Source organism: bacterium, from assembly GCA_008933615.1.
In the GTDB taxonomy this organism is placed as follows: Bacteria; CLD3; CLD3; order SB21; family SB21; genus SB21.
The window spans coordinates 1-25,885 of sequence record WBUR01000049.1 but is presented as its reverse complement, the minus strand read 5'-3'; the positions used below and the strand labels follow the sequence as shown (position 1 = coordinate 25,885).

24 protein-coding genes are annotated in these 25,885 nt (G+C 43.3%); 12 read left to right on the top strand and 12 right to left on the bottom strand.

The window, feature by feature from the left end:
- The 11 genes from F9K33_14830 to F9K33_14780 form a co-directional block, all read left to right on the top strand.
- On the top strand, positions 1 to 355 hold a 355-nt coding region (locus tag F9K33_14830), incomplete at its 5' end, for a malate dehydrogenase (protein KAB2878010.1).
- Positions 356 to 533: 178 nt separating this feature from the next.
- A complete protein-coding gene (locus tag F9K33_14825; protein ID KAB2878009.1) occupies positions 534 to 1,823 on the top strand; it encodes an efflux RND transporter periplasmic adaptor subunit in 1,290 nt (429 codons plus the stop codon).
- Positions 1,824 to 1,836: 13 nt separating this feature from the next.
- On the top strand, positions 1,837 to 3,051 hold the full coding sequence (locus tag F9K33_14820) for an FtsX-like permease family protein (GenBank protein ID KAB2878008.1): 1,215 nt from the start codon (positions 1,837 to 1,839) through the stop codon (positions 3,049 to 3,051).
- Between the two features lie 143 nt (positions 3,052 to 3,194).
- Positions 3,195 to 5,414, top strand: a complete 2,220-nt coding sequence (locus F9K33_14815; GenBank protein KAB2878007.1) for a BamA/TamA family outer membrane protein — start codon at positions 3,195 to 3,197, stop codon at positions 5,412 to 5,414.
- 66 nt (positions 5,415 to 5,480) lie between these two features.
- Positions 5,481 to 6,842, top strand: a complete 1,362-nt coding sequence (locus tag F9K33_14810; protein KAB2878006.1) for an alkaline phosphatase family protein — start codon at positions 5,481 to 5,483, stop codon at positions 6,840 to 6,842.
- Positions 6,843 to 6,877: 35 nt separating this feature from the next.
- On the top strand, positions 6,878 to 8,149 hold the full coding sequence (locus F9K33_14805) for a thioredoxin fold domain-containing protein (GenBank protein ID KAB2878005.1): 1,272 nt from the start codon (positions 6,878 to 6,880) through the stop codon (positions 8,147 to 8,149).
- A 242-nt stretch (positions 8,150 to 8,391) separates the two neighbouring features.
- Positions 8,392 to 9,867: an aldehyde dehydrogenase family protein gene (locus F9K33_14800; GenBank protein ID KAB2878004.1), complete on the top strand. Its 1,476-nt coding sequence runs from the start codon at positions 8,392 to 8,394 to the stop codon at positions 9,865 to 9,867.
- 29 nt (positions 9,868 to 9,896) lie between these two features.
- Positions 9,897 to 11,174, top strand: coding sequence for a hypothetical protein (locus F9K33_14795; protein KAB2878003.1), 1,278 nt, complete (start codon positions 9,897 to 9,899; stop codon positions 11,172 to 11,174).
- 9 nt (positions 11,175 to 11,183) lie between these two features.
- The gene (locus F9K33_14790; protein ID KAB2878002.1) at positions 11,184 to 11,735 is read left to right on the top strand and encodes a hypothetical protein; all 552 of its coding nucleotides are present in this window, start codon (positions 11,184 to 11,186) and stop codon (positions 11,733 to 11,735) included.
- Positions 11,736 to 11,779: 44 nt separating this feature from the next.
- Positions 11,780 to 13,123 (top strand): hypothetical protein, encoded by a 1,344-nt coding sequence (locus F9K33_14785; GenBank protein KAB2878001.1) that lies wholly within the window; start codon positions 11,780 to 11,782, stop codon positions 13,121 to 13,123.
- Positions 13,124 to 13,571: 448 nt separating this feature from the next.
- Positions 13,572 to 14,414 carry a DUF58 domain-containing protein gene (locus F9K33_14780; protein ID KAB2878011.1) on the top strand — a complete coding sequence of 281 codons (843 nt, stop codon included), beginning with the start codon at positions 13,572 to 13,574 and terminating at the stop codon, positions 14,412 to 14,414.
- A gap of 63 nt (positions 14,415 to 14,477) precedes the next feature.
- Here the strand turns inward: F9K33_14780 and F9K33_14775 are convergent, their stop codons facing one another.
- The 11 genes from F9K33_14775 to F9K33_14725 all read right to left on the bottom strand — a co-directional run bounded on the left by F9K33_14775 (position 14,478) and on the right by F9K33_14725 (position 24,040).
- Complete coding sequence (locus F9K33_14775) at positions 14,478 to 15,326, bottom strand: hypothetical protein (protein KAB2878000.1); 849 nt, start codon at positions 15,324 to 15,326, stop codon at positions 14,478 to 14,480.
- A gap of 229 nt (positions 15,327 to 15,555) precedes the next feature.
- Positions 15,556 to 16,572, bottom strand: a complete 1,017-nt coding sequence (locus F9K33_14770) for a hypothetical protein (protein KAB2877999.1) — start codon at positions 16,570 to 16,572, stop codon at positions 15,556 to 15,558.
- A 65-nt stretch (positions 16,573 to 16,637) separates the two neighbouring features.
- On the bottom strand, positions 16,638 to 17,585 hold the full coding sequence (locus F9K33_14765; protein ID KAB2877998.1) for a hypothetical protein: 948 nt from the start codon (positions 17,583 to 17,585) through the stop codon (positions 16,638 to 16,640).
- Entirely contained in the window at positions 17,582 to 18,955 is a 1,374-nt protein-coding gene (locus F9K33_14760; protein KAB2877997.1) for a sigma-54-dependent Fis family transcriptional regulator, read from the bottom strand. Before F9K33_14760 ends, F9K33_14765 begins: the two co-directional genes overlap by 4 nt.
- Positions 18,956 to 18,961: 6 nt before the next feature.
- Positions 18,962 to 20,362 carry a HAMP domain-containing histidine kinase gene (locus F9K33_14755; GenBank protein KAB2877996.1) on the bottom strand — a complete coding sequence of 467 codons (1,401 nt, stop codon included), beginning with the start codon at positions 20,360 to 20,362 and terminating at the stop codon, positions 18,962 to 18,964.
- Positions 20,363 to 20,448: 86 nt separating this feature from the next.
- Positions 20,449 to 21,123 carry a hypothetical protein gene (locus F9K33_14750; protein KAB2877995.1) on the bottom strand — a complete coding sequence of 225 codons (675 nt, stop codon included), beginning with the start codon at positions 21,121 to 21,123 and terminating at the stop codon, positions 20,449 to 20,451.
- A gap of 106 nt (positions 21,124 to 21,229) precedes the next feature.
- A complete protein-coding gene (locus F9K33_14745) occupies positions 21,230 to 21,670 on the bottom strand; it encodes a hypothetical protein (GenBank protein KAB2877994.1) in 441 nt (146 codons plus the stop codon).
- A gap of 96 nt (positions 21,671 to 21,766) precedes the next feature.
- Positions 21,767 to 22,174: a hypothetical protein gene (locus tag F9K33_14740; GenBank protein KAB2877993.1), complete on the bottom strand. Its 408-nt coding sequence runs from the start codon at positions 22,172 to 22,174 to the stop codon at positions 21,767 to 21,769.
- A gap of 10 nt (positions 22,175 to 22,184) precedes the next feature.
- Complete coding sequence (locus F9K33_14735) at positions 22,185 to 22,625, bottom strand: hypothetical protein (protein ID KAB2877992.1); 441 nt, start codon at positions 22,623 to 22,625, stop codon at positions 22,185 to 22,187.
- A 7-nt stretch (positions 22,626 to 22,632) separates the two neighbouring features.
- Positions 22,633 to 23,553 carry a hypothetical protein gene (locus tag F9K33_14730; GenBank protein ID KAB2877991.1) on the bottom strand — a complete coding sequence of 307 codons (921 nt, stop codon included), beginning with the start codon at positions 23,551 to 23,553 and terminating at the stop codon, positions 22,633 to 22,635.
- 160 nt (positions 23,554 to 23,713) lie between these two features.
- Complete coding sequence (locus tag F9K33_14725) at positions 23,714 to 24,040, bottom strand: hypothetical protein (protein ID KAB2877990.1); 327 nt, start codon at positions 24,038 to 24,040, stop codon at positions 23,714 to 23,716.
- A 376-nt stretch (positions 24,041 to 24,416) separates the two neighbouring features.
- Between F9K33_14725 and F9K33_14720 the strand changes: the two genes are divergently transcribed.
- Complete coding sequence (locus tag F9K33_14720; GenBank protein ID KAB2877989.1) at positions 24,417 to 24,704, top strand: insulinase family protein; 288 nt, start codon at positions 24,417 to 24,419, stop codon at positions 24,702 to 24,704.
- Between the two features lie 79 nt (positions 24,705 to 24,783).
- Here the strand turns inward: F9K33_14720 and F9K33_14715 are convergent, their stop codons facing one another.
- Entirely contained in the window at positions 24,784 to 25,674 is an 891-nt protein-coding gene (locus F9K33_14715; protein ID KAB2877988.1) for a nuclear transport factor 2 family protein, read from the bottom strand.
- Positions 25,675 to 25,885 lie beyond the last annotated feature (211 nt).

Here is a 25,885-nt window from a genome sequence, read left to right as displayed (position 1 = left end):
TCCTCTGCCCGATCTGATGGACAAGGCAACGATCGACCGCATTGTGGACCGCACGCGTAATGGCGGCGCTGAGATCGTTAAACTACTCGGAACCGGTTCCGCCTATTATGCGCCATCGGCATCTGCCGTAGAGATGATCGAATCCATCGTACGAGATCAGAAACGTATTCTGCCATGCGCCGTATGGCTCCAGGGCGAATACGGACAAAAAGATGTATTCTGCGGCGTGCCGGTAAAATTAGGCAAAAAAGGCGTCGAGCAGATCATCCAGATCAAATTGACTCCGGAAGAACAAAAAGAACTGGACAAATCGGCTCAGGATGTCAAAGAAAATATTGCAAAACTGAAATTATAGGTTTTTGTAATTATTGATCGTCAGAAAAAGCATCTGTTACGCCCGTGCAGATGCTTTTCTATTTTTAGATGCGTTTTCATATTTTGATTTTTTGTTAAACCAATATGTAAAACTAATGTCTAATTGTTTTATTAATTACTTGAACTAAATGCCACCCATATATATTGTGATTTGAACGATGAAAAAAAAACTGATTTATGGTTTTCTCGCGTTCGTTACGCTTGCAGTGCTGTACTTTTTATTTATCGCCGGAAATAACAATTCCGAAATACCCGATACTGCAAGCAACGCCATAGTGATAAGGCCCATGAACTTGAAACGCGGCGATCTGAATATTTCCGTCTCTGCAACGGGCTCAGTAACGCCGATCAACGTTATTGAAATCAAATCCAAAGCCAGCGGCATTGTCGAGAAAATTCCTATTGAGGCGAGCGATCCTGTTCGTGTAGGACAATTAATCGCTAAATTGGATCAAACCGATACCCGCAATGCATTTGAGCAGGCACTTGCCGATTCGCAACTTGCCGCCGCCGTGCTGATTCAACAGGAAAACAACTGGAAGCGCGCGCAGGATCTCTTTGCTAAAACGTTGTTATCACAACAAGATTACGATCAAACTTTCGTCACTTATGTAGGATCCAAATCGTCTCTCATCAAGGCTCAAGCCAATCTCCTGCTCGCGCGACAGAAATTAGCTGAAACGATCGTTTTATCGCCGATCAACGGCCTTGTGCTGTCCCGGAATGTGTCCGCCGGACAAATCGTGTCCTCTGCAGTTTCCAATGCCGGCGGCGGAACGGCGATTGCGCGTATCGCAAATATGGATGAAGTTTACGTCATCGCGGCCGTGGACGAGGTAGATATCGGCAGTGTACAGATCGGCCTCACCGCGCATATTATTGCAGATGCGTATCCCAGAGAAACGTTTACTGGAAAAGTAATTCGCGTTGCTGCACAGTCCACTGTTCTGCAAAATGTAACCACATTCGACGTGGTCATTCTGGTACCGAACAAAGCCAATAAGCTTAAAGCCGGAATGAATACTACGATTACCATCGATATTGCCGGAAGAGATAATATTCTGCTCATCTCAAATGAACTGCTTCGCACTAAGAATGATGTTGAGAACGATTTACGCGTCTTAAAATCTGCCGGAATCATTATGCCTGAAAGATTAAGAGATCAAGATACTAATAGCACAGGGCGGGGTAAGTCAAAGCAAAAAAAATCATCCGGCGGCGAAGCCTCCGGCGCGGCAAGTCAACTAAAGTTTGCAGTAGTGCAGGAAGGAAGCGAATTACGCCTGCGGCCTGTTCACATTGGCCTGAGCAATTTCGATGAATCGGAAGTCCTAAGCGGTTTATCCGATTCAACCAAGGTGGTGCTCGTACAATTCTCGCAAGCGCGTCAGGAAAGTGAACGATTCAAAGAAAGACTGAAAGAACGCTCAGGTGGCATCGGCCGCTAATGAGAGGAACCCAATGAATTTCTGGGAAAGTATATTGACGGCATATATGGCGTTAAGGTCTAACCGCCTCCGCAGTTTGCTCACCATGCTGGGTATCATAATCGGGGTTGGCGCGGTGATCACTATGGTTGCCATCGGCGAAGGGTCGCGGCGGCGAATCAATGAGCGCATGAAAAATCTCGGTACGAATTTGCTCATCGTGCGTCCCGGTGCGCAGAGTGTGGGCCGCACCGTGCTCGCCGCGGGCAGTTCCATCACGCTGACAACGGAAGACGGAGACGCGATTAAAGCGCGATCAGAATGGGTTCAGGATTTTTCGCCCGAACTGTCACGTAACTCCCAAATCAAATTTGAAAATAAAAACGTCAATTCCAGCGTCATTGGCGCTTCAACAAGTTATCCCCGCGTTCGCAATTACACTCTGGCTAAAGGCCGTTTTTTTAACGAAGATGAACTGCGCGCAAAAGCGAAAGTTGCCGTAGTCGGCCAGACCGTTGCAGACCAGATATTTGAGCGAACCTCACCGGTCGGACAAACTATAAGGATAAACAACCAGAACTTTCACGTCATCGGACAGTTCGAGAAAAAAGGCTCCACCGGCATGCAGGATCAGGACGATCAGATCGTTATCCCCCTGACCACCGCTCAACTGCGGTTGTTTGGGTTAGACTATGTTAATTCCATTGCTGTCATGTTTAAAGACCAGGCGCCTCAGGAGGAAGTGACGTTTGATATCGAACGCACGTTACGCCGTCAGCATCGCCTCCGCTCCGACCAGGAAAATGATTTCAGCATCCGTAATATGTCGGATATCGTGGCTACCGCGCAGGAAACGAGCGCGACGTTGTCGCTTCTTCTTGCATCTATTGCAGCCATTTCCCTGATCGTCGGCGGTATTGGTATTATGAATATCATGGTCGTCTCCGTTACGGAACGCACTAAAGAAATCGGAATTCGAAAAGCCATCGGCGCCAAACGTCGCGATATTTTAGCGCAGTTTCTTATCGAAGCACTTATGATCTGTTTGCTGGGCGGATGTATCGGTATACTCGCCGGAACAGGCGCTGCTCTATTCCTACAGTACAATGCCGGGTGGTCGGTCGTTATTACTTCGGAGTCGATTCTCCTCAGTTTCGGCCTTTCGGTGGCCATTGGAATTTTCTTCGGATTTTATCCCGCCTGGAAAGCCGCAAATTCGCATGTGATCGATGCCCTTCGCTACGAATAGTTTTCAAACCAGTGTGCCCTAATCAATGCAATACTCACTTATCCAATGGGTTATTGCCGCATTTTTGTTTGGTTTTATTTTAATTAAATGGCTAAATTCAGCCGTCCTGATTAAATCGATTTTTTGCAAACTATCATTGTATCATGTCTGCCCATATTACCCCAATTCTAGGCTGTATCCTCATAGTATGTATTATACAGACGTCTGATCTTCGAGCCGGCGATTTCCCTGAACCAATGCCTCGCCCGAAAATCGGTTTGGTTCTCGGCGGCGGCGGAGCCCGCGGTCTGGCTCACGTCGGTGTCCTGAATGTCCTTAAAGAATTACGCATACCCGTGGATTATATTGCGGGGACAAGCATGGGGGCAATTGCCGGCGGCCTGTTCGCAGCCGGCATGTCCGTCGAAGAGATTGAGACGCTAACACGAACCTTGGATTGGCGTGATGTATTAAACGATAAACCTTCCCGTGACTACCGATCCTTCCGCAGAAAGGAAGAGGATAATCTCAACCTCATGGGCTTTGAAGTGGGATTCAATGACGGAAAAATTTTTTTCCCAAGGGGTCTGATTGCCGGACAAAAATTGAGTTTCGTGCTAAGAACACAAACGCTGGCCGTTGCGGGAATTTCGGATTTCGACAAACTGCCGATACCGTTTCGCGCCGTTGCAACTAACATAGAAAACGGCGAGATGGTCATACTTGCCAATGGGAATCTGCCTTCGGCAATGAGGGCGAGCATGTCCGTTCCATCCGTATTTTCACCTGTAGAAATAAACGGAATGATCCTGGTTGATGGAGCATTAGTAGATAATGTTCCGGTCGACGTTGTCCGTGCGATGGGCGCCGATATTATAATCGCTGTAGATGTAGGAGAACCGCTCCTAAAACGGGATGAACTCAGTTCCATCATGGGTATTACCGTTCAGGTTTTCAATGTGCTTACACAGAAGAGAGTAGATGAACAAGTAGCTACCTTAAATGAAAAAGACGTTCTGATCAGGCCGGAACTGGGCGATATCGGGAGCAGCGATTTCATGCGGTTCGCAGAATCAATCCGTATCGGTGAAGAAGCCGCGCGATCGGCTGCAGAATCGCTTAGCAGATATTCTGTTTCTATTGAGGAATATGCCGCGTTTTTGAACATGAAAAATGCGCGCACGCTGCAATCCATGCAGATTGATTACATCCAATTGGGCGGCGATCTACGGAACGACCGGCGAGTATACCATCGCCTTAAGACCAGCCTCGGTAGACCTCTTGATCTTGCACAACTCCGGAAAGACATTAACGACATATATGAATTGGGCGACTACGAACAGGTTGATTTTAACCTGCTTGAGGAAAGCGGACACTATGCACTTCAGATAAACGGAAGACGAAAGTCATGGGGCCCAAATTATCTTCGATTTGGCCTGGTGATGTCAATGGATCTTGAAGGGGCAGGATCTGTAAACGTGCTGACTCTTTACAGAATGACGAAACTTAATACGCGCGGAGCAGAATGGAAACATTTATTGCGGATTGGAGATTTTCCAAAATATGAGACGGAATTTTATCAGCCTCTCCACCATCACGGAATTTTTTTCGTTGCACCAAGTTTTTCTGCTGAAAAATTTCAGGCAAACGTTTTCTCACCTCAGTCACCGGATGCTATGGCAACTTATTCCGCATACCAATTTCGCATTGGATCCGATCTCGGTATCGCCATAAGCAATTCTGTGGAAGGGCGGATTGGGCTCGCCCGGACGTATGGGCAAGCATCTGCAACCGTCGGATCAAATCTGCCTGACGTCACCATAAGAGGAGCAGGTATTTTAGCTCGATTACAATTTGATAATTTGGACGATCCAAATTTTCCAAAATTCGGCAGCAGCTCAATTGTGCAGTATTACTCGTCCCGCAAATCGCTTGGCGCTGATTCAAACTACCGGGGTTTGCGCCTTGGCTATTTGAAAACACTCACGGCCGGAAAACACACGTGGATATTGTCGTTGGAAGGCGGCTCCAGTCTTGGTTCACGTCTTCCCGTTTACGACCAATGGATGCTGGGTGGGTTTCTTCATTTATCAGCATACAACCCCCGACAAATCACCGGGGATCGTTATCTGTACGGAAGCGCGATTTACATGTTTCATTTGGCAAAAAGTTCCTCGCCGTATTCCGAAGGGATTTATGCAGGACTTGTTGCCGAAACCGGCAATGCATGGAATACCAATCAATCGATTAGCACAAACGATTTAAAGTATTCATACTCGATATTATTGGGCATAGATACGATCGTCGGACCGCTGTACCTTGGATGCTCATTTTCCGACACTTTCAATAAAAAGTATTATGTCAATCTCGGAAGGACTTTTTGATGTTGTAAAATTAGAATGATTCTATTAATATGGGTGCACATGATCTAACTGCAAGGAGTTACCATTATGCGATTGTTAATTTTGATATGCATGCTCAGCTTCGTGTCGTTTACAGTCAAAGCGCAAAACGATCTGCTACAATCCGGACCTATGTTGGGTTATTCTGAAAAGCGTGAAGTCATGGTTTGGGTACAGACCAGGAAGTCGGCAAAAGTTCAGATTAGGTACTGGGACAAGAGCCAAATTTCCCGTGATCGGCCCGTATCCAAAATTTCAAAAACGACCGATGCGATCGTCACTGTAAAAGAAAATGATTTTATTGCACACATAGCCGTTGGCGATCTGGAGCCGGGAACGAAGTACGACTACGAGGTACTGATCAATAAGGATCCTATTGATCATAATTATCCGTTCACGTTTCAAACGCAAAGTCTTTGGGAATGGAGAACCGATCCGCAGGATTTTTATGCCGCTTTCGGTTCCTGCCTTTACGTAAATGAACCCATTTATGACCGGCCCGGCACACCCTACGGCAGCCATTACGAAATCCTAGAGGCCATTGCGGATAAGAACCCGGATATTATGTTATGGCTCGGCGATAATACGTATTTGCGGGAAGTAGACTGGAACAGCTGGAGCGGCATTCTCCACCGTAACCGTCACACGCGCGCATTGCCTGAGTTAAAGCGGCTTTTGTCCTCTACCCATCAATACGCGATATGGGATGATCATGACTTCGGTTACAATAATTGCGATCGTACGTATCCTCATAAGTACAAAACGTTGGAAGCTTTCAAGTTGTACTGGGGTAATCCGAATTACGGATCTCCTTCAACGCCCGGCGTATTTTTCCAGTTCCGGTGGAGCGATGCGGATTTCTTTATGCTTGATGACCGATTTCACCGTTCTCCGGATAAAGCCGAAGATGACGGCACAAAAACCATGTTGGGCAACGAACAACTGGCATGGCTCAAAGACTGCCTGTTGAGCAGCGAGGCAACTTTTAAAGTCATCGTGTGCGGCAACCAGGTATTGAACGAGAACACGGCCTATGAATCGTATAATTTTTACAAGAAGGAACGCGCGGACATTTTGAATTTTATAAAGAACAATAATATTTCCGGAGTCTTATTCCTCAGCGGCGATGTACATCATACGGAATTATTGAAGACGGAATTGCCTGACTTTTATACATTATATGATTTTACTTCTTCGCCATTTACCAGCGGTTTGAGTGCTCCCAATAAACTTTCAAATCCACAATTGGTCCCAAATACCCTTGTTACCGATTTCCATAATTTCGGCATGCTCCGGTTTTCAGGAAAAAGAAACGACCGTAAATTGACCATGGAAACTTTTGATTCCAATGGTAAGTTGATTTGGACATATACCGTTCATGAAAAAGAACTGAAACCAAAGAACAAATAATACGTTGTAAAGGCATGATTTAAAGAAAGGAACTTATGAAAAAAAATATTCTTTTTTTGTTGGGTTTTCTTCTGTCGCCATATTCTGTATTTGGCGGAGAAACGATTCCCGGTTTTCATAACGGCGACGCAGCGTCAGCATTCAATGCTGCCAAACAAAAAAATCAAATTGTCATGATTGATTTTTTTACGACCTGGTGCGGCCCATGTAAACTTCTTGACAAGAATATTTATCAAAGCGATTTGTTTAAAGCCTATACTGAGAAAATGGTTTGTTATAAAATTGATGCGGAAAAGGGAGAAGGTATTGACATAGCTAACAAATACAACATTCGGGTGTATCCAAGTGTGGTTTTTACCGATGCATCGGGAAAAGAAATCGAGAGAAAGATCGGATACGACCCGGATTTCACTCATTACCTGAAAGAGATTGACCGGATTATCGAAGGAAAAGACGTTCTTCCGAAGTGGATTGAGAGTTTTGAAAAGGAAAAAACATTTTCACCTGCCGTGAAAATAGCCAATTATTTTATGGTCTACGACATACCCGCCGCAGAGCCGTATTACCGTTTCGCTCTGGATGCCGATAAGAATCGTGAAAAAAAGGAAACAATGGATCTAATGGCCAATTATGCTGTCAACCAACTCTACTATGGAAAAGCGGCAAATAAAGCATCGTATGCGGAAGAATTTATTCAGCAATTTCCCAATGCAGAACCTGCTCTAAATCTGATGGTTGATCTTTCGTTTTATTTTGCACGGAACGGACAAAAAGAAAAAGCCTGGGATCTTTTTATGAGGCGATATGAACTCGCGAATGACAACGTCAAAAAGAATCTTTCCGCCAAACTGGAGCAGATCAAGTTATTAACTGATCATGCAACCAAAGAAGAAACGTATAAAGCCATTGCCTCTTTGGATATGAATGCAGCCTCCGACGTCAGCAAAGCGGCAAGTTGGTACCAGAAATGGAATGATTTGCCCATGGCGGATAAAGTTTTACGCAACTGGTTAAAAAATAATCCAACTGCATCATTAGATGACCTTAACAACGTCGGCTGGACGGCGTTTGAATTGAAGATCGCGCCGTCGGAATTTGCACATGCACTGATTCGGGTGTGGAATGACACGCCCGCAAGCGAGCAGGATGCGTACAAAGCAGATACGATTGCCAATTTATGCGAATTGTCGGGCGACAAGCCGAATGCTGTGAGGTTTGGCGAACTGGCAGTAAAGCTGATACCCGAAAAATCCAGAATGCGGAAAGAATTTGAACAAAATCTGGAACGATATAAAGCAATGAATTAGATTTACATACTATTCAAATGCAGTGAAAAGTTTCCCAATTAAGAGTGCTTTTCACTGCGTTTGATAATCTTCATTTTACACGCTAAAATCTATCATAAATCTCCGTAAACTTATCTTTACACCTATGTTTATAACTTGTTAATAGAGCTAAAAATGCTTGACTTTGTATCGTTTCCTTTTTAGGTTATGTCACTGTAAATGCTATATCTACTCATCATTTTTCATTATTACTCAGAGGTAAAATGAACTCGCCCGCCAATGTTAAGACTTTTGAAATAAAGAACACTAAATTATTTATTAACAATAATTATATAGACAGTATTTCCGGCACGAAATTCGATACAATCAACCCTGCTACTGGAAAATCGCTGTCGCAAATCTCAGAGGGAGACAAGGCCGACATCGATGTCGCTGTCGCAGCTGCGCGAAAAGCTTTTGATGATGGGAGTAAATGGTCAAAAACCAGCGGAAGCCGGCGTGGAAAATACCTTTGGAAGATCAGTGAACTAATTTCAAAAAATGCCGACGAACTTGCCTACCTCGAAACGATTGATTGCGGCAAACCAATTTCAGAAACGAAAAATATTGAAGTACCTGTCACGGTTGACATTTTTGCATATTATGCAGGAGCCGCATCAAAAATCGAAGGCGAGACCATTCCGGTTAACGGAAATTATTTTAACTATACTCTTCGGGAACCTCTTGGAGTCATTGGCCTGATCATTCCGTGGAATTTTCCTTTGATCACCGCTGCACGAAAAATTGCTGCCGCCCTCGCCGCTGGAAATACCGTGGTAGTAAAACCGTCTGAATTCACGCCGCTTAGCACACTTAAATTAGCCGAACTCGTTGCCGAATCCGGCCTGCCCGAAGGCGTTTTTAACGTGGTTACCGGATACGGAAAGACTGCAGGCGCCGCATTGGTAGATCATCCGGATATTGACGGCATTGCATTCACTGGTTCCACTTCGACCGGACAGGAGATCATGCGCACTGCATCGCTGACGATGAAACGATTGTCGCTTGAACTCGGCGGAAAATCTCCAAATATCATTTTTGCAGACACTGACATCGATACTACAGTGAAAATGGCTGCTGCTGCAATCTTTTACAATAAAGGCGAAGTATGCACGGCCGGATCGCGGTTACTTATCGAAGAAACTATTCACGATGAATTCATAGAAAAACTCGCGGCACGCGCCGAAAAAATGGTTCCGGGCGACCCTCTTAATCCTGAGACCAAACTGGGCCCGCTCACTTCTGACATACAGCTCAACAAGGTTATGCAGTACGTCGAATCCGGAAAATCAGAGGGAGCCAAACTTCTTGCCGGAGGAAATCGAATCGGAAATGACGGATATTTTTTTCAGCCAACCGTGTTTTCACAAGTAGAACAAAAAATGAAAATTGCCACGGAGGAAATATTCGGCCCGGTGCTGTCAACTATGCGATTCAAAAATTTTGACGATGCCGTCTTAAAAGCAAATCAAACCTATTATGGGTTAGCCGCAGGCATCTGGACGCGTGACATAAAAAAAGCGCACACCCTTGCAAAAAAGATAAAAGCCGGCACCGTTTGGATTAACACCTACAATATGTATGACGCCGCAATGCCTTACGGCGGCTACAAAATGTCTGGATTTACGCGCGAATGCGGTATGGAAGCCATTTATGAATTTTATACTCAGGTCAAATCGGTCTGGGTCGATCTAAACTAATCACCCCCTTAATCAAAGGAATGAACTGAATGTCCCGATTCTTATTCACATTAACCTTTTTGATCGCATCTCAACTTTTCGCGCAGCGTCAACTTATTGATAAAGTAGTCGCCGTGGTAGATGACGAAGTAATCCTTGCATCAGAACTGCAGCAATACGTGTACTTCGAAGCGCAGAATCTGAAAATCACACCGCAGTCCGATCCTGACGAATTTGCAAAAATTGAGAAAAGAGTTCTTGAGGCATTGATCAATCAGAAAATTCTACTTGCCCAGGCAAAACTCGACAGTATCGTCATCGACGATACTCAGGTCGAACAAACGCTTGATCAGCAGATACAGGAACGCGCTCAGCAGGCCGGGGGTGAACAGGAATTAGAAAAATATCTGGGTAAATCCATTAAAGAAATTCGAAAATTATACCGGGCAAACGTAAAGAAACAACTTTTGACTCAAAGGATTCAGTCTTCGAGATTTAATGACTTTAAGATATCACGATCTGAGGTTGAAAATTTCTTTGAAAATAATAAAGACAGTCTGCCGGAAGTCGGAACATCTATTAATATCAGTCAGATCCTAATAGAAATAAAGCCGGGCAAAGAGGCATTTGAAGAATCAAGAAAGACAGCGGTCATCTTATTAGACTCCATCCGAAAAGGCGCCGACTTCGCGCAGCTTGCAAGAATATTTTCAGGCGATCCTGGCTCAGGAAAAAAGGGCGGCGATCTGGGCTGGTACAATCGAACGGATTTTGTGAAGGAATTTGCGGAAGCTGCCGTGCGGCTGGAACCCGGGGAGATTTCTGACGTGGTTCGTACGGAATTCGGATACCATATCATCCAGATGATCGAAAAAAATGTAGAGAAAATTCATGTTCGGCACATCCTGATCGGCGTACCGACGACCCCGCAGGACAAAACGGCTGCAAAAGAGCGGTTGGAAAAAATTCGACAGGAAATTGTGGACGACAAAATTTCCTTTGAGAAAGCCGCCCTGCAGTACTCCGACGATCCCGCAAAAAAAGGCAACTTAGGTAATTTGGGATGGATAGAAATCGCAACGTTTCAGGATAAAAGTTTCTTAAAAGTCAGCCAGTCGCTCGCTATCGGCGAAATTTCACAGCCGTTCGAAACGAATTTCGGGTTTCACATTCTGAAACTTAACGATAAACGGGAACAGCGTAAGCTTAATTTAAAAGAAGACTGGCAGAATATTGAAAGTATGGCGCTTCGTCAGAAACAATTCAAAGAAATGGAAAAGTGGATTGCACAAATCCGGTCCAAATTTTACGTGGACGTCCGATTATAAAGGACCTGTATGTTTGGAAACATCGGGAAATCCCTTTTCACAAAATTTTTGATCTGGTCTTCACGGTTCGAAAAACCGGCCGAGGTTATCAATTACCGTTCGATCGTGGGACTGACAAAACGTGTGCTAATCTATATTCCGGATTCGGTATCTGAACAGCGTGTTCAGTACATTCAGGAACGCGTTAAAAACTGCTTCCCCGACGCACATCTGGAATATGTGCTTGTAGAAAGATTACCCGCTGCAAACCGGAATTTTTTGCAATCGTCCGTCCCGCCGGATCGTATGAATGTCGTAAGAAAAGAAGATATCGGCTTCTGGGGAATCTTAAGAAAGAATATTTTAGAGAATTGGAAGGATAAACAATTTGATCTTGTATTGGATTTCAGTTCAACTTTTGACGTTTCGCTCGCGCATGCGTTTCGCGCCAGCGGTGCGCCGATCATCGCGGGTTTATTTTTGGGAAGAGAATCAGAACTGTTTCACAATCTACTCATCAAGACCAGCGATCATGAATTGTTTGACCCTGCCCTGTTTGATTGCCTTTCTCAATTGCGCTAGTAATCTATATTTTAAATAGATTCTAAAACCACGGCGCGTGACGTATGAGCGTAAGAAGCCTCAGTTATAAGTTGGCCTTTCTTTTGTCGGCCATAATTCTTTTTGTTATTTTTAATTTCCTGGTTTGCCATCCCGTTCAGTACGTACGAATGGAGTCCAAACCAACGGCGTGGGGTACGTATTCCAACGTAAAATACGGATACACGGTTGACGTTCCGGTGAACTGGGAAACTAAAGAAAATTCTTTTGGCGTCGAGCTCTATGATCCTACCTCCAATCGTTTTATCTCAATTAAAGCCCTTCCTGAAATTTCGTCAATGATTTCCATGCCGATCGACGAATACGTTTTTGAATATTTTCAGGATCGCCATCCCTATTTGATAGATGCTTCGGCCAATTTAGATTCTGTCACATCTGCAAGCGGGACGCGCGGCATCCGGATAAGTCCGAAAGTTGATTTGACTTACGATTTTACTGCTGTCAAAGAAAATTGGGTTGGTAAAAGCATGGATCCAACCGCCACGCTGACCTATTTCCCCGCCGCCTTTGCAGGCGATGAATTCGTCTCAAATATTGAAATATTCAGCATTGGAAAACCGGACAGCACGTATCAGCGAATCGTGCATTCGTTTCATCATAAATTTAAAATCTTGCGCCAGAATGAGTTACTCTCGATGGGCTTGATCAATCTCATGGAGACTCCTCACCGCTCGCTTGCCTATATCGGTGAAGATATGGGATATTACATAGACATCAACGGCGACGGCGAAGACGAACTCCTTGTCATTTGTATGAGCCAGGCCACTCCGGATGAAAGAGAAAAAATATTTTTTAAAGTGTTACAATTACATGATGGAAAATACAAAACCGTTTTAACAAAAACGTATTCAGAAAATTCGTTTCATCCATCCGATATCCGGATCGTCAATATCGACGATAAACCCGGTTTTGATGTTTTTCTGCGATTCATTGAATACGGTAATGAATGGGGCAAAAATAGTACCGTGATCTTGTTTCACGACGGTGAAAATTACCGGGCCGCCGGATTCGGACCCTTTGCAGAAGTTCGGGACGTTGACGGAAACGGAATAGATGAGGTAATCACGTCAACGAATACTTATTTCAGCCTGGGCGCAGTCTCGTCATGGTATGACATTTACAGCTATACTAACGGAGATTTCAAAGAAAGCAATCTGTTGTATAAAAAATATTTCAAAGACGTGATTCTGCCCGGTTTCGAACGGCAACTCGAATCCATAAACAACGAAATGGCCGTTTCAAAAGTTCAGGCTTTTCATACCGCCGCATTCAGGCTTACTTACCGTCTTCAAAGATACATCAAATGGTCAAAACTGATCGCCGAGGGCAAAGACATTCCGTATCGATAACTCTTACGGACCCCTGAATGTCATTCCGAAAGAATCTTTTTTGTTCCAAATAAAAAATTCATTAGAACGAAAAGCTCAGTTTATATATTATTTCCTCACCGCGTTAATGAAATTTTGCCCTCTATCTGGGAGTCTCTTCTTTAATTTTAAGAGATTTTTACAAAATGATATTGGTGCAAACAGCAAAACGAGAAAATTCCGTTTATATATTCTTTCGCCACAATGATAAAATAGTGCTCCTACCAGTGAGTCTCTTCTTTAGATTTCAAAAGATTTTTACAAAATGACGTTGTTGTAAACAACCGGCCATGTTGTATCAACGATTTCAAGGCACATCGTTGTGGAAATTGGCTGTTTATTATATTATATTTGACTTAACAGAAGAGGAAACGTGACGTCAGAAACTCAAAAGTACTTACAACCGGATGTAGTAGCCAAACTTTCCAATATGGAAATTAAAGCGCGATTGGTCGTCGAGGGTTTCATCACCGGTTTGCACAAAAGCCCCTATCACGGTTTCAGTGTCGAGTTCGCAGAACACCGGCAATATATGCCCGGCGATGAAATTCGTACTATTGACTGGAAAGTGTACGGCCGTACTTCGCGTTATTACGTTAAACGCTATGAAGAAGAGACAAATCTTAAAACCTATATCCTTCTGGACACAAGCGGATCCATGACGTTTGCTTCCTCAGCGATCACTAAACTTGAATACAGTTCGTATCTTGCCGCATCGCTCGCCTATTTGATGATTCATCAAAAGGATGCAACGGGTTTGGTGTTGTTTGACAAGAAGATCAGGAAGTATATGCCGCCCCGCGCGACGATGGGGTATTTAAGAATATTAGAAGAGAATCTGCAGAACATTCGGGACCATGAGGACACTGACCTGGCGCCGACCTTACATGAAATTGCTGAGCGTATTAAAAGGCGCGGGCTAATTATCCTGATCAGTGATCTTTTTGACGATCCGCAGAAGATTATGGCCGGACTAAAACATTTTCGCCATCGCAGGCATGAAGTGATTGTTTTTCATGTTTTGGATCCGCAGGAGCGCGAACTGGCTTACAGCGGCGACGTGGTGTTTGAAGATATAGAAACCAAGGAACGTATCACTACACAGCCGTGGCATATACGATCCAGCTACCGCGAACAGATGCAGGCATTTATCGAAAGCTACCGAAAAGAATGCCGTGAAAATAAAATTGACTATGTTTTGCTCGATACGCGCACTTCGTTTGACGTTGCGCTACTGGAATATCTGACCCAACGAGCAAAGATCGGCGGATAATAAAAAAGCCGCCCGGTTTGACAAAACCGAGCGACCAATACAATTCAGCAAATCCAATTACTACTAATCAAGTTCTACAATATACGGACCATCCAAATCTATATGGAATGTATAACCGCCAAACTCCAGCACCGCGATATTCGTCCCATCAAATGTGATAGATCCGGCTACATAAAAATTTGACCCGAATCCGGAGGCGTTGATATCACGCTTGATTGTAAATTCAAACGATCCGCTTTGTGGGTAACTTGACGTCGGATCAACCACAACACTCTTGATCTTGTAGGAATGATCATAATCGAATACAATATGGTCCGATTCCAATGTTACGTCCAATGAAAAACTCACTTTGTTTGAACCGTTGAATGTCGCATTGCCTGTCGCGGCACGAAAAGCGGCAATACCGGTTACAACAAGATCGGCATCGTAACTTAGTTCGATAAACGATTCTCCTTCAGTCTCGCTTATAGATGCGGATACATCGTAATCCATCGTATTTGTGGTTTCATTTGGTAAACCCGTTATGGCATCCCGAGGTGTAAACCTGATCTTTCCATTAAAGAAAAACGAAAGGCCTTGATCGCTTGCGGTGGTGTCAAACGTCCAATAGCCTGTTTGGGTATTGTATCCAAAAGTATGAGGAGAATGCTTCTTGCCTAGAGTCTTAGAACGATTGCTCTTAAAAAATTCGAAATCGTCAGGCCTTGAGCCGTCAAAAGTTGCAGCAACATCCGCAACGCTCCTTAATTCAGACAGAGCAAGGAAGATTTCTTCTTCGCTGTCATACAAAGCAGCCTGGGCGTCCTCCTGGCTGGCAAAATTTTCAGGCTTTAATTCGTCGTCACCGCATCCCACAAAAGAAACGAAGCTGAACGCAAATAGAATTGAGCCTATCTTAATTAAGTTTTTCATAAATGCCTCCTGTTAGTTTTTGTTGTATTAATAAACATGAGTGGGTGTCTTCTAAAGAAATATAGTCTAATTTAATATACAAGCACTGCTATTTCAAGATAAGAATGAAGACCGTGTATTGCGTCGTTAATGCGTATGGATACTTAAAATACGAGAAGGTATATCTAATATTTTAGACCCTTTTCCTGTCAAGCAGATACGGCCGACAAGCGTATTTTTTTTACATGAGCTATTTCTGAATTTCAATTCCGACGGATGCCTGCATGCCGGACAAAGTAACATTTTCGTAAATCAGTTCATTTTTTGTATAGGCTAATTTTACATACACAGAATAACTTTTTTTCCAGTTATACACCAGTTTCGCGTGAATACGATTTTCATAATTGGTCTGCGTATAGACTACATTTTGGGCGCTGGAATCATTAGCTGAGATATAATAATCCGCTAACATAAATATTGACCAATGCGTTGTCAAATTTTTTCCAACAACGATATTAATTTCATGCTCAATATGCGCCTCAGTTTTTGAATTTGAAAAGCGTTTTGAAGGAAGATACTTTGTGCGAATAAGCCAATTTTTTGAATATTCATAACTTAATTCCGGGCCAAATCGCCAGCCTTTATTTGATCGTGTCGTGAACATAACATCATCGGTGTGCGCCCGGTACGATTCCAGCAGGATTCCGGCCGACACATTGGCGAAGTCAGACATGAAGTAGCGCGTCTTGGGAATAACCGACCATGAGGAAATGGTGTTTTTCGCAATGCCCGACAAGACCACTTTGTTATAAACGCCATCGATACCTGCAGATATACGCGTATGAATATACCGGTTCGTCGAAGTAAATAACTGAAATGTGTTTATGTTAAGGCGATTAGAATGTAATTGGTAATTTTGCATGCGTGCTGAGATACCGGCATTGATGTCTATGTCACCCCATCTTCTTTGATACTGGCCTGTAGCCGAAGCATTGATTGAATAATTATTGCCTTGCGGGCCGTAGACTTCCGGTCGTAATCGAAATTGAATAAGGTAGGCATTTTTGTCGTATACGTGATCAAAACGGACGGAGCCTGAAAAAGCGCCAATATATTTTATGCTCTTGGAATTATTTTCTTCTCCGGCCCGAAAATATCCACCTTCTGTGCCTGCTTTCCAGTCCCATCCGCCCGCACGGAGTTCCGGAAATAAAACAACACTCCATGCCAGGAAGAAAATAAGACGCAGAAGCTTTTTTTGATTCACTTTTACGGCGGTGTTTATTTCACTATACGTAGCGGAATTTAGGACGCGCGAAATTACTAATCAAATCATTTAAGTTTTTTTTGCACTATCTCACGGTAGGTTCTTAATAAGTTTTCAGCTTGTTTCAATAATTGAATGTATTCTTCCTGTGCAATACCCGTATTAGTTGAAGTTAACGATGCGTTGCCAGGCGACATTAACCAGCCGGTATTTAGTTGTTGCATCAAACCGGCCACAGAACGTACATGAACGGCAGTAAAACCCTGACCAATTGGGTTTCCCAGAATATCAGTTCCGATATTTTTAAATGTCTGTGAGCGTGCCATAGAACTGATACGGCCTTGCTCATAGGCTTCATTAATAAACTCCGTTGTTCTCCGGCGCAGATCAGCCATCTCTTCATATTCTTTGCGCGTTGCCGTGACAACCATGATGTGTGAGTCAATTTCTTTTAGTGCTTTTTTTATGTAGTCTTCCATCATTGCTTTATCCGTCGGATCGGATGCGTCGGTCAATTCAATTCGTTGCACTTTCTGAGGGTCAAAGCTCAACGTGCTCACCAATGGTGTAATGAAGATGCGTTTTTCCGTCCATATCAATATTTGATTTCGCAACTCGTATTTGTCGCCCTCGTATTTTCCGCTCCGATCCATTTGCCTGAGAGAATCAATCGTTTTTGTGTAAAAACGCTCAAGACGGATTCTGCAATCTTCGGCTTCTAAACGACCGGCTGCGATATTTTTTTGATATTCTTTAATTTGATTGGATAGAGTTACCGCATGCGACATCGATTTAATGATCTTGTCCTGATCAGGCGCAGCGCTTTTTTTTTCGCTTTCTATGTCTTTCGCCTTATTTTCCATTAAAGCGTTTAAGGAATCCAATACGGCCTGTTCTGCCTGAATTGATTGATTCAGTAAACGGAATTGTTTTTCCAATTCGCCAACTGTTTGTCCGTGGACAACCGTCGAAACCAACAAACATATTAAGCAAAGTAAAATCGCTTTTGTCATAATAATCCAAATTTCTCCATCTTATAATATAACGAACTCGTTCGTATACCCAGCAGTTTGGCCGCCCGATTCTTCACATAATCACTTTTTTTCAGCGCATGAACAATGAGATTCTTTTCAAAATTTTCAAGGGCTTCGCCTAACGGAAGATGATCAAAGCCGGGCGTAAAATTTTTCATCGTTCCGCTAAGGTGCTGAGCTATAAGCGTATTATCAATTTGCAAAGATTCCGAAATTACGCATAACCGCTCAAGCAGGTTTTGCAGTTCGCGGATATTCCCAGGCCAGCTATACTGTGAGAGCAGATTCATACCCGCCGGATTAATAACTTTAGGTTTTTCATTTTTATTATCAGCAAATTTTTTCAAAAAATGCTCGGCCAAAACCGGGATATCTTCTTTACGTTCCCGCAAGGGCGGCAGCGTGATCGGAATGACCCTCAATCGGTAATAAAGATCTTCCCTGAACTTTTCTTCATGAATGAGCTTGGACAAAACGCGGTGGGTCGCGGAAATAATTCGAACATCGACCGATAATGTTTCCTCACCGCCCACTCTTTCAAACTCTCTTTCCTGCAAAACGCGTAATAGTTTTACCTGCATCGCTCCTGATACATCGCCGATCTCATCAAGAAATATCGTGCCGCCATCGGCCAATTCAAACCGGCCTTTTTTCCTGCGAATCGCGCCGGTAAAAGCGCCTTTTTCATGTCCAAACAATTCACTCTCCAGCAAGGTATCGCTCAGCGCGCCGCAATTGACTTTCACAAACGGTTTATCCCTTCGGTTACTCTTGATGTGCAATGCGCGCGCCACCAGTTCTTTTCCGGTTCCGCTTTCGCCTTCGATCAACACCGTACTGTTTTCATGCGCAACACGATCGATCCATTCGAATACTTTTTTTATCGATTCCGAATGCCCGACGATCTCTCCGTAATTCTTGAATATTTCATCCTGTAGTAAAGTATTCTCTTCTTTCAGGCGCACTAAAATTTTTTCCTGCTGATTTTTTTCCATGATACGGCGAACGCGAACCCGAAGTTCTTCCGATGAAAACGGTTTCGTCATAAAATCTGCGGCGCCGAGTTGCATTGCTTCGACCGCCGTATTGACAGTCCCAAATGCGGATACGACCATCACCGATGCCGACGGTTGAATCTCTTTTATTTTTTTGAGAATCTCTGTTCCGTCCATAGGCTCCATTTTCAAGTCCGTGATGACGAGTTCAACCGGGTGCTTATGAAAAAACTCCAACGCATCAGCCCCGGATTCAAATTCAAACACGTTAAATCCGTCGCGACGGAGGCTTTCCACCATCCCTAAACGCATCGAGGCATTATCCTCAATAACTATAATCTCATTTTCATTCATATTTACTCAATCATGAGTGCCAAACGTTGTTATCATAAAAGTGCATCCTTTAGCTGGATTATTTTTAACTGAAATAGACGCGCCGTTTTCTTCACATAATTTCTTACAAATAGCAAGTCCGAGTCCCGTTCCGTTACTATGCGTTGTAAAAAAAGGTTCAAAGACCGTGAGGATCGTATCTTGCCTGATTCCGGGGCCGTCGTCCGATATAGTTAATTGGTTTTCATTGCCCTTGCGAAGAAATGAAATGGAAATATGCCCGCCCGGATCAACAGCTTGAACGGCATTGGTAAGTACATTGATCAAGATATGCCGTAAATGGTTTTTATCAAACCGCATGCTCGCCTCAGCCTGGCTTTGGATAGTTATATTTTTTTCTTTGATCATATTCTGTAATACATGCAATACTTCGGTAACTGCATCGGCGATGACTACGTTTTCAGGGTTTGCAACTGATGGCCTGCCGAAATTTAGATAATTATTGATCAAAGATTTCAAACCACCGATTTCATCCAATATTTTTTGAATATACTCTGTGTTTTTTTGCGTATTCCCTATATCCTCCTTTATCAATCCGGTAAATAATTCAATACCTCCGAGCGGATTGCGAATTTCATGAGCGATGTGCGCTAAAATCGTTTCTTTTTCCTTTTGACGGGTTACCAGGTTTTCGCGCATGAGATGCATCGCATACGAAAGCGACGCAAGTTCACCTTTAATATCCTGCGGAACAGGCGTTTCCCACTCTCCTTTTCCAAGTTCCCGGCTGAAATGAACCAGTTTGTCAATAGGCCGCGCCAACGTGCGCGCGAGGAACCAGCCGCCGATCAGCGTAAACGTTACTCCGCTCAAACCAATGCCCCAGAATATCAGTGATAATTCTTCCACGCCGGCCATACGATCTGCATTTTCACGAACGTATAACCAATGGGACCCATCAATGCGGTAAAACCCCCACAAATACCAACGCCCGTCTTCGCCCTTAAACGGAAGAGACGCCGCAAATTGTTCTTTTTGCAGATTTTCAATTTCCGTTCTATGCATAAGCAGAATAGGTTCGACACCACCTAGCCCGTTCAAGCTATCGGTAGAAATTAGTGTTTGCATCCGAACGTTAAAAATAGAAACGCTTTCAAGTTGAAGAGTTTTTTGCTGCTCATTCAAATAATCCGCATAGTACGACGCAGCTAACGTATTTTTTTCCAGCGGATTCAAATAGCGAAGATATTGTCCGCTAAATCGGCTCATGACTATGCGCGTGGTCAACAACAATTGATCGGAAAGTTGGCTCAGGTAAATCTCCTTGACCGTATAATAACTCACCCGCGACATGATCATCGCCAGTCCTATCGTGATAAAACTGAAAACAAGAATGATCTTCGTTCTAAATGAAAACCGGATAGCCATATGAATTTGCTTGACGCTTTGAATTCTTCAGATAATTTAACTCGTTCTTTCGGTGATATTCAATGATTATTGTTGGCTTCCATCACTCACAAACGAAACAGAATCCCCGTTCGTAATGATGCGTCGCGTAAGTTTATCCTTTTATCCGGCTTGTAGCCATAATAATTTCTATAATCAGAAACGTCCATTTCATTTTCTCTATACACCGCTTCAATTAGCAAATCGGATTTTTTTGTCAACTCAAATGTTTTACCAATTCCTATATGGTGTGAGGTGCCGTAAAAGATATGAGATTTATTTTCGCTTATTCTCAGGTCTCCCTCAAAATAGATTGGAGGATAATTCATACCGGGCATGCGGCTTCGCACACACCCATAACCTGCTACGATATAAGTATTCGGCCAGTCCTGCGGCCACGGTTTATATTTAATATTCATACTGATCGCCAAAAAAGAATTACTCTGATGATGATTACTGATGGACAACTCATAGTACGGTAACCACGCATAAATCGGGTATGGATCAGACGCATAAGACAATAAAGTATATCCGATATCCAACATCAAAGCGGACGATGCATTGAATTCGTACGCAATAGCGCTGTTGAATGAAAACCCGTTTCTACGGCCATCTTCCGGATGATTGGTGAAGACCGGTGTTGTAAAGCCGCCGCCAAATTGAAATGATATTTTCTGATTAGTCTGAGCTGATATTTGAATTGGAATCACAATTATTAGCAGTAATATGTTTGACCTTTTCATAACCTACTTTCTTCATTTGAATCCGCCATCTCAATACTAACAAATACTTTGTGATTCAACGATATGGCTGATGAGCCAATATCTTGCTTCATTCATGTCATTATATCTACTGATCATTTGCTTTTTTGATAATCAGAGAAGCCCGATAGGCCGATGCATCAAGCTGCTGATCTAATACTGGATGAGGAGACAATTCTAACAGTTCAACGGTGTATGAAAAAAATTTAGCCATGCGAGGTTGGGTTGTATTGAGCTCAATTGTTGTTGAGCCCATTCCTGATTTGGCTATTTGCAGTTTGACAATGGCTTCACCTTCCCAAAAACACAACGCACCGTCGGGACAACGGCTCTCGGTCGGTACCGATTCAAATCGGACATTTACTCCTTCATTTTCAAAGATGGCCGTTTCACCGATTGACAGAATAAAGTGTTCGTCAAGATCGGTGGATTGGCTCTTGCCGGATGACGCTCCGCTAAATGGATCTATAAAACGATTATCGCATCCAAGTATGGTTACGACGCTTAAAAGCCATAAATATTTTTTCATTGTTTTTGTCCTTTGATTATTATTAAGCAAAGAAATTATTTACTGCTTACGAGTTCTCCTAATATCTCAGTCATTTCGTTTTTCCCAAGCATGCTGCTATCGCATACCATTGAATGTTCCCGTTGATATTGTTCCGGCTAATGCTTCAACAAATCGTTTTCCACTTAACACATGGTCTTTGAAATGTCCTCGTAAAATCATGTTAGGGCCTTTGTTGTAAGCCAAACGTATATAGATTGCTCCGTCTGATCGAATTCCGTCCTCAACTGCATCTAATTGGCTATCCGTTTTCAATGTAATGATTTGAATATTTTTTTTACCTTTAATAAGAGTTTTATCCACGGTAATGATTATGTCACAATCTGTTACTTTTTGATCTTCAACACCAAAACCCTGATATGGATACAAACCTGGTGAAATCTCTGGCTGCCGCTCTTCGCAAATGATTGTCAGAAACGATGCCAAAATAATCAGGACGGTCAGTTTTAAAAATTCACGTCGCATAGTAAGTTTTTTAATGTATCTTCTCCGCAGTAAAAGTTCCAATGGCCGTTTCCGGGGCGCCGCCGGATACACCCCAGTATCGATTGCCTTTTAGCACATCGTCATGATAGTGTCCGCGAATCAGCATATAAGGACCGTCCGTTTCAAGCAAACATATCTCAATTGTGCCATCTTCAGATATTCGGCCGCCGATCAATCCTACGCCTGCTTCCATTGAATAAGTTCCGCCGATATTGATTTCTACGATGTCCTTAGTTCCTTCGATAAGAGAATCTTCTACGGTCACAGTTATCCGTCCTTCCGTAACTTTTTGACCGTCAAGATCATACCCGTAATACGCGTAGGTTCCTGACTCAAACGGCTTGATGCTATTCTCATCGCAACTTATCAAAGAGCACGCGATCAGGAATATAATGAAGCATGAAGAACTGACCTTTACAAAATGATGCATGAATGTATTATTTAAGTTTGAGTTTTGGTGATTTACCCATGGTGACCACACCGCCATCGCAATCAACTTCATAATAATATTCTTCGCCGTCGATAATATACCGCACACCGTCTTCCATGAAAATCGTCTCGCCCGTGTACGTGAAGTCTTTATAAGGCATTTCAAATTTGGTACTGTCGTCGTATCGGTAAACGAATACAAACGTATCCGGCGTCGCATCCTGCATCATAAGAAATTCTATCGAACCGGAACGCGGGCTGCAATCGCTTTCATACATGATCACACTGTCAATGGTTTCATTATATGAGAAAGTGACCGACGTATCGGGCCCGAAATCTTGAACGAACTCAGATTCAGAACTTCCTTTGTACACGATGGTTCCATTCTTGAGAGTGTCCACCCAGTCTTTCATACCCGAGACCTGAAAATCGGTCTGTCCGGAATAACGGTATGAGGCTCCCCAATAACTGTCCTCAAAATCCCCTGAATAGGTTGCGTCGAAAAGATACTGATCCGTTTCAGCTGTCGGAAACCCGTCATTGTCATGGGGTAAAAACTTATAACGCCAGCGCCACTGGAAAGTGGAATCGGTATACTGATAGACCCAGTATCCGGACGCCGCATCATAGTAAGATGTATCTGTATAGGTTACAATCGATTCAGCAGAGGCACCTGCACCTGCGCTTGCCCCGTAATACATCCAGGGCGGATAAAACCAAAATCCCATAGGCCCTCCTTCCCTGATCGCGGACGAATTGCTTCCGGCGGTAAACAGACCCAATTGATTCTGAAGCAAAGCGGTGACCTGATTTCGCATCAGGAGGTCCAGATCGCTCCGCGATGCTTTTTGTTTTGAATCTGAATCGCAGGAAACGACGTACATCACACACGATAGCATAACGGCCATTTTGACTAGTTTTGAATTCATAAATAGCTCCTCCTGATTGAATTAAAAATCCATTTTGGTTATTGATCCGCCCCAAAATTGTTGATCACGATAGTAATTTTATCATCGGCCGATAAAGACTGCGACGGCCGCAATTTTCATGAATTGAGCAAGGTTCTTTTTCATACATTTGTTCCTGTGATTAACGGGCCGCGCGGACAATTTCAATTATCACCCCGAACATATGAAAACTGGCAAGATCTTCCCGAACTATCGCGATAAACGCAACGTCAATACCAACGTGTTTGAACTCATCCTCGAGATTGATCGGATCATAATTCTGCCCGTCCTCTCCGGCAATATAATAGAAGCCGCCTTCTATTTCCGCGTATTGCACTCTGCCCTTTATAAGAATTTCATCACCGTTGAGCTGCACTGACTCCGGGCTTTCACGTGTGCCTATGTTCGCTTCGGGATCTATACAGCCGCAGAATAGCAAAATTGAAAGACCAAGTATTAGACGATTCATTTCAGTTTTCTCCCGTTAAATTCAAGAAAACAACTAGAATACATCAAAATTCACGCCAATTCATTACACAAATCGCGTATCATCTAATAAAATAATTTATTTGAAGTTAACCCCTCGATTATAACCGTTCAATATCAATTTTCTTATCTGAAATCCGATAGCTAATCGGTTTTCAGATAGTCTGCCCAATTTTCCATACCGTTTTTTTTGACTTAACTGAAACTTATTCACGCTTTTTCGTAATGAAGGACTTACCTACGGCATTTATTTAACTATCACCGGACAAACGTACTCCGACGGTGCATGGCTTGTCGGCGCTTATTTCAGTCCAGACCTTTGCAAACGCAGACTGGAATCAACGCAGAAACAAGAATCCATGTGGCTTGATAAAGGTGTGAGTGAAGCGGAACTTAAAGCAAAGAAGACGACGATCACGGGAGTGTACAAAGTTGCGTTGTCGACAACCGGCGGTATGGCGGCACAACTTTTATCGATTGCCCAAAGAAACATTAAGATAGATTTCCTCGATCAGTATCCCGATAAAATCAACGCGCTCACGCTGGATGAAGTAAATGGCGCCATTAAGAAATGCATCGATCCGGACAACCTGCATATTATCGCAGCTGGAAGTGTAGATGCGAATCTGGAAAAGATGAAACCGTGATGGTTTTTTTGATAGTTGAAAAAAAGGCAATTCTGATAGTCGGGATTGCCTTTTTTTATTGCATAAATTAGTTAACTTTTTACTTTTGAGGCGGTACCGGGGATAAAACATCGATAACAATCTTCCATTGTTCCGTGTTATCTCTTTTCCAAGTACGAAAATAATATCCTTCTTCTGGTTTTTCTTCACTTTGTATCTTATACGAACCGTAAGTGTATGCCATATCGCCGGAAGCTGCTACGGCGCCATCGATCGGTTTCCAGAAAATGTCCGCCATTTTTGACAAAAGTAATTTAATCGAATCAATCTCCGACACAGGAAATTTTCCCTCACGATAAAAACGAGCTTCAGGCGCAACATTTTTTAGGAAAGCTTCAACCGTTTTATTTTTCGTGTAAGTCTTATTACATTTTTCATCAAATCCAATAAGCGATGTCTTTTCAGTTTCCGTATTGGTTTGAGAAAATATTTTCTTCACATCCGCGCCAAAAGGAAAATGAATTTTAATATCTGTATTCTCCAATTTAGGCGCCTCCGTTCCGATGTCCAATGCTACTTTCCATTTCCCATCCGCTTGTTTGGTCCAGATAGAAATGAAATAACCGTAACCTATTGCAGGTGCAAGCGGTTTGACGCTAAGGTATTCCGCAGGTCCTGTCGAATACCCAAAATCTCCTGATGCCGCAATATCCACGTATTCCGGTTCCCATCGTATCATCAGCGCAAGAGGTTTTCGTTCCTGCCACACCGGCCTTCCTTTGACCGGCCCCGGACGAAAAATAATTGCGTCATCCGACAGATTTTCCACAAAAGCATCGCGCACACCATGCGTTACAGCCATGCGTGCAAATGCCCGTTCCGCTTCAATCATTGATTTGAGCGCAGACGAACTGTCAGGCTCTTGAGCCCATAAATAATTACCTAAGCCGAATACACATAACAAAATGCACCGTTCTGAAAACAGTTTCATATTTCACCTCTATATGAAATTAAAATATGTGCTTATCGGGTTTACTCACATACGTCATGGTGAGCCCTTCGGCAGGGCTCAGGACAAGCTTGTCGAACCATGACAAAGTATGGTAAAATCAGCCTTCGACTTCGCTGGTATGTAAAGAGTCAAGAGTTTTGATAAGTTTTAATTCATAAAGTTTGTTCTTTGACAACACACTAATAACAAG

Bases quoted from the DNA above. Each gene is read 5' to 3' on its own strand.
- F9K33_14825 (KAB2878009.1), top strand. From the start codon at position 534: ATGAAAAAAAAACTGATTTATGGTTTTCTCGCGTTCGTTACGCTTGCA.
- F9K33_14820 (KAB2878008.1), top strand. From the start codon at position 1,837: ATGAATTTCTGGGAAAGTATATTGACGGCATATATGGCGTTAAGGTCT.
- F9K33_14815 (KAB2878007.1), top strand. From the start codon at position 3,195: ATGTCTGCCCATATTACCCCAATTCTAGGCTGTATCCTCATAGTATGT.
- F9K33_14810 (KAB2878006.1), top strand. From the start codon at position 5,481: ATGCGATTGTTAATTTTGATATGCATGCTCAGCTTCGTGTCGTTTACA.
- F9K33_14805 (KAB2878005.1), top strand. From the start codon at position 6,878: ATGAAAAAAAATATTCTTTTTTTGTTGGGTTTTCTTCTGTCGCCATAT.
- F9K33_14800 (KAB2878004.1), top strand. From the start codon at position 8,392: ATGAACTCGCCCGCCAATGTTAAGACTTTTGAAATAAAGAACACTAAA.
- F9K33_14795 (KAB2878003.1), top strand. From the start codon at position 9,897: ATGTCCCGATTCTTATTCACATTAACCTTTTTGATCGCATCTCAACTT.
- F9K33_14790 (KAB2878002.1), top strand. From the start codon at position 11,184: ATGTTTGGAAACATCGGGAAATCCCTTTTCACAAAATTTTTGATCTGG.
- F9K33_14785 (KAB2878001.1), top strand. From the start codon at position 11,780: ATGAGCGTAAGAAGCCTCAGTTATAAGTTGGCCTTTCTTTTGTCGGCC.
- F9K33_14780 (KAB2878011.1), top strand. From the start codon at position 13,572: ATGGAAATTAAAGCGCGATTGGTCGTCGAGGGTTTCATCACCGGTTTG.
- F9K33_14775 (KAB2878000.1), bottom strand. From the start codon at position 15,326: ATGAAAAACTTAATTAAGATAGGCTCAATTCTATTTGCGTTCAGCTTC.
- F9K33_14765 (KAB2877998.1), bottom strand. From the start codon at position 17,585: ATGACAAAAGCGATTTTACTTTGCTTAATATGTTTGTTGGTTTCGACG.
- F9K33_14760 (KAB2877997.1), bottom strand. From the start codon at position 18,955: ATGAATGAAAATGAGATTATAGTTATTGAGGATAATGCCTCGATGCGT.
- F9K33_14755 (KAB2877996.1), bottom strand. From the start codon at position 20,362: ATGGCTATCCGGTTTTCATTTAGAACGAAGATCATTCTTGTTTTCAGT.
- F9K33_14750 (KAB2877995.1), bottom strand. From the start codon at position 21,123: ATGAAAAGGTCAAACATATTACTGCTAATAATTGTGATTCCAATTCAA.
- F9K33_14745 (KAB2877994.1), bottom strand. From the start codon at position 21,670: ATGAAAAAATATTTATGGCTTTTAAGCGTCGTAACCATACTTGGATGC.
- F9K33_14740 (KAB2877993.1), bottom strand. From the start codon at position 22,174: ATGCGACGTGAATTTTTAAAACTGACCGTCCTGATTATTTTGGCATCG.
- F9K33_14735 (KAB2877992.1), bottom strand. From the start codon at position 22,625: ATGCATCATTTTGTAAAGGTCAGTTCTTCATGCTTCATTATATTCCTG.
- F9K33_14730 (KAB2877991.1), bottom strand. From the start codon at position 23,553: ATGAATTCAAAACTAGTCAAAATGGCCGTTATGCTATCGTGTGTGATG.
- F9K33_14725 (KAB2877990.1), bottom strand. From the start codon at position 24,040: ATGAATCGTCTAATACTTGGTCTTTCAATTTTGCTATTCTGCGGCTGT.
- F9K33_14720 (KAB2877989.1), top strand. From the start codon at position 24,417: ATGTGGCTTGATAAAGGTGTGAGTGAAGCGGAACTTAAAGCAAAGAAG.
- F9K33_14715 (KAB2877988.1), bottom strand. From the start codon at position 25,674: ATGAAACTGTTTTCAGAACGGTGCATTTTGTTATGTGTATTCGGCTTA.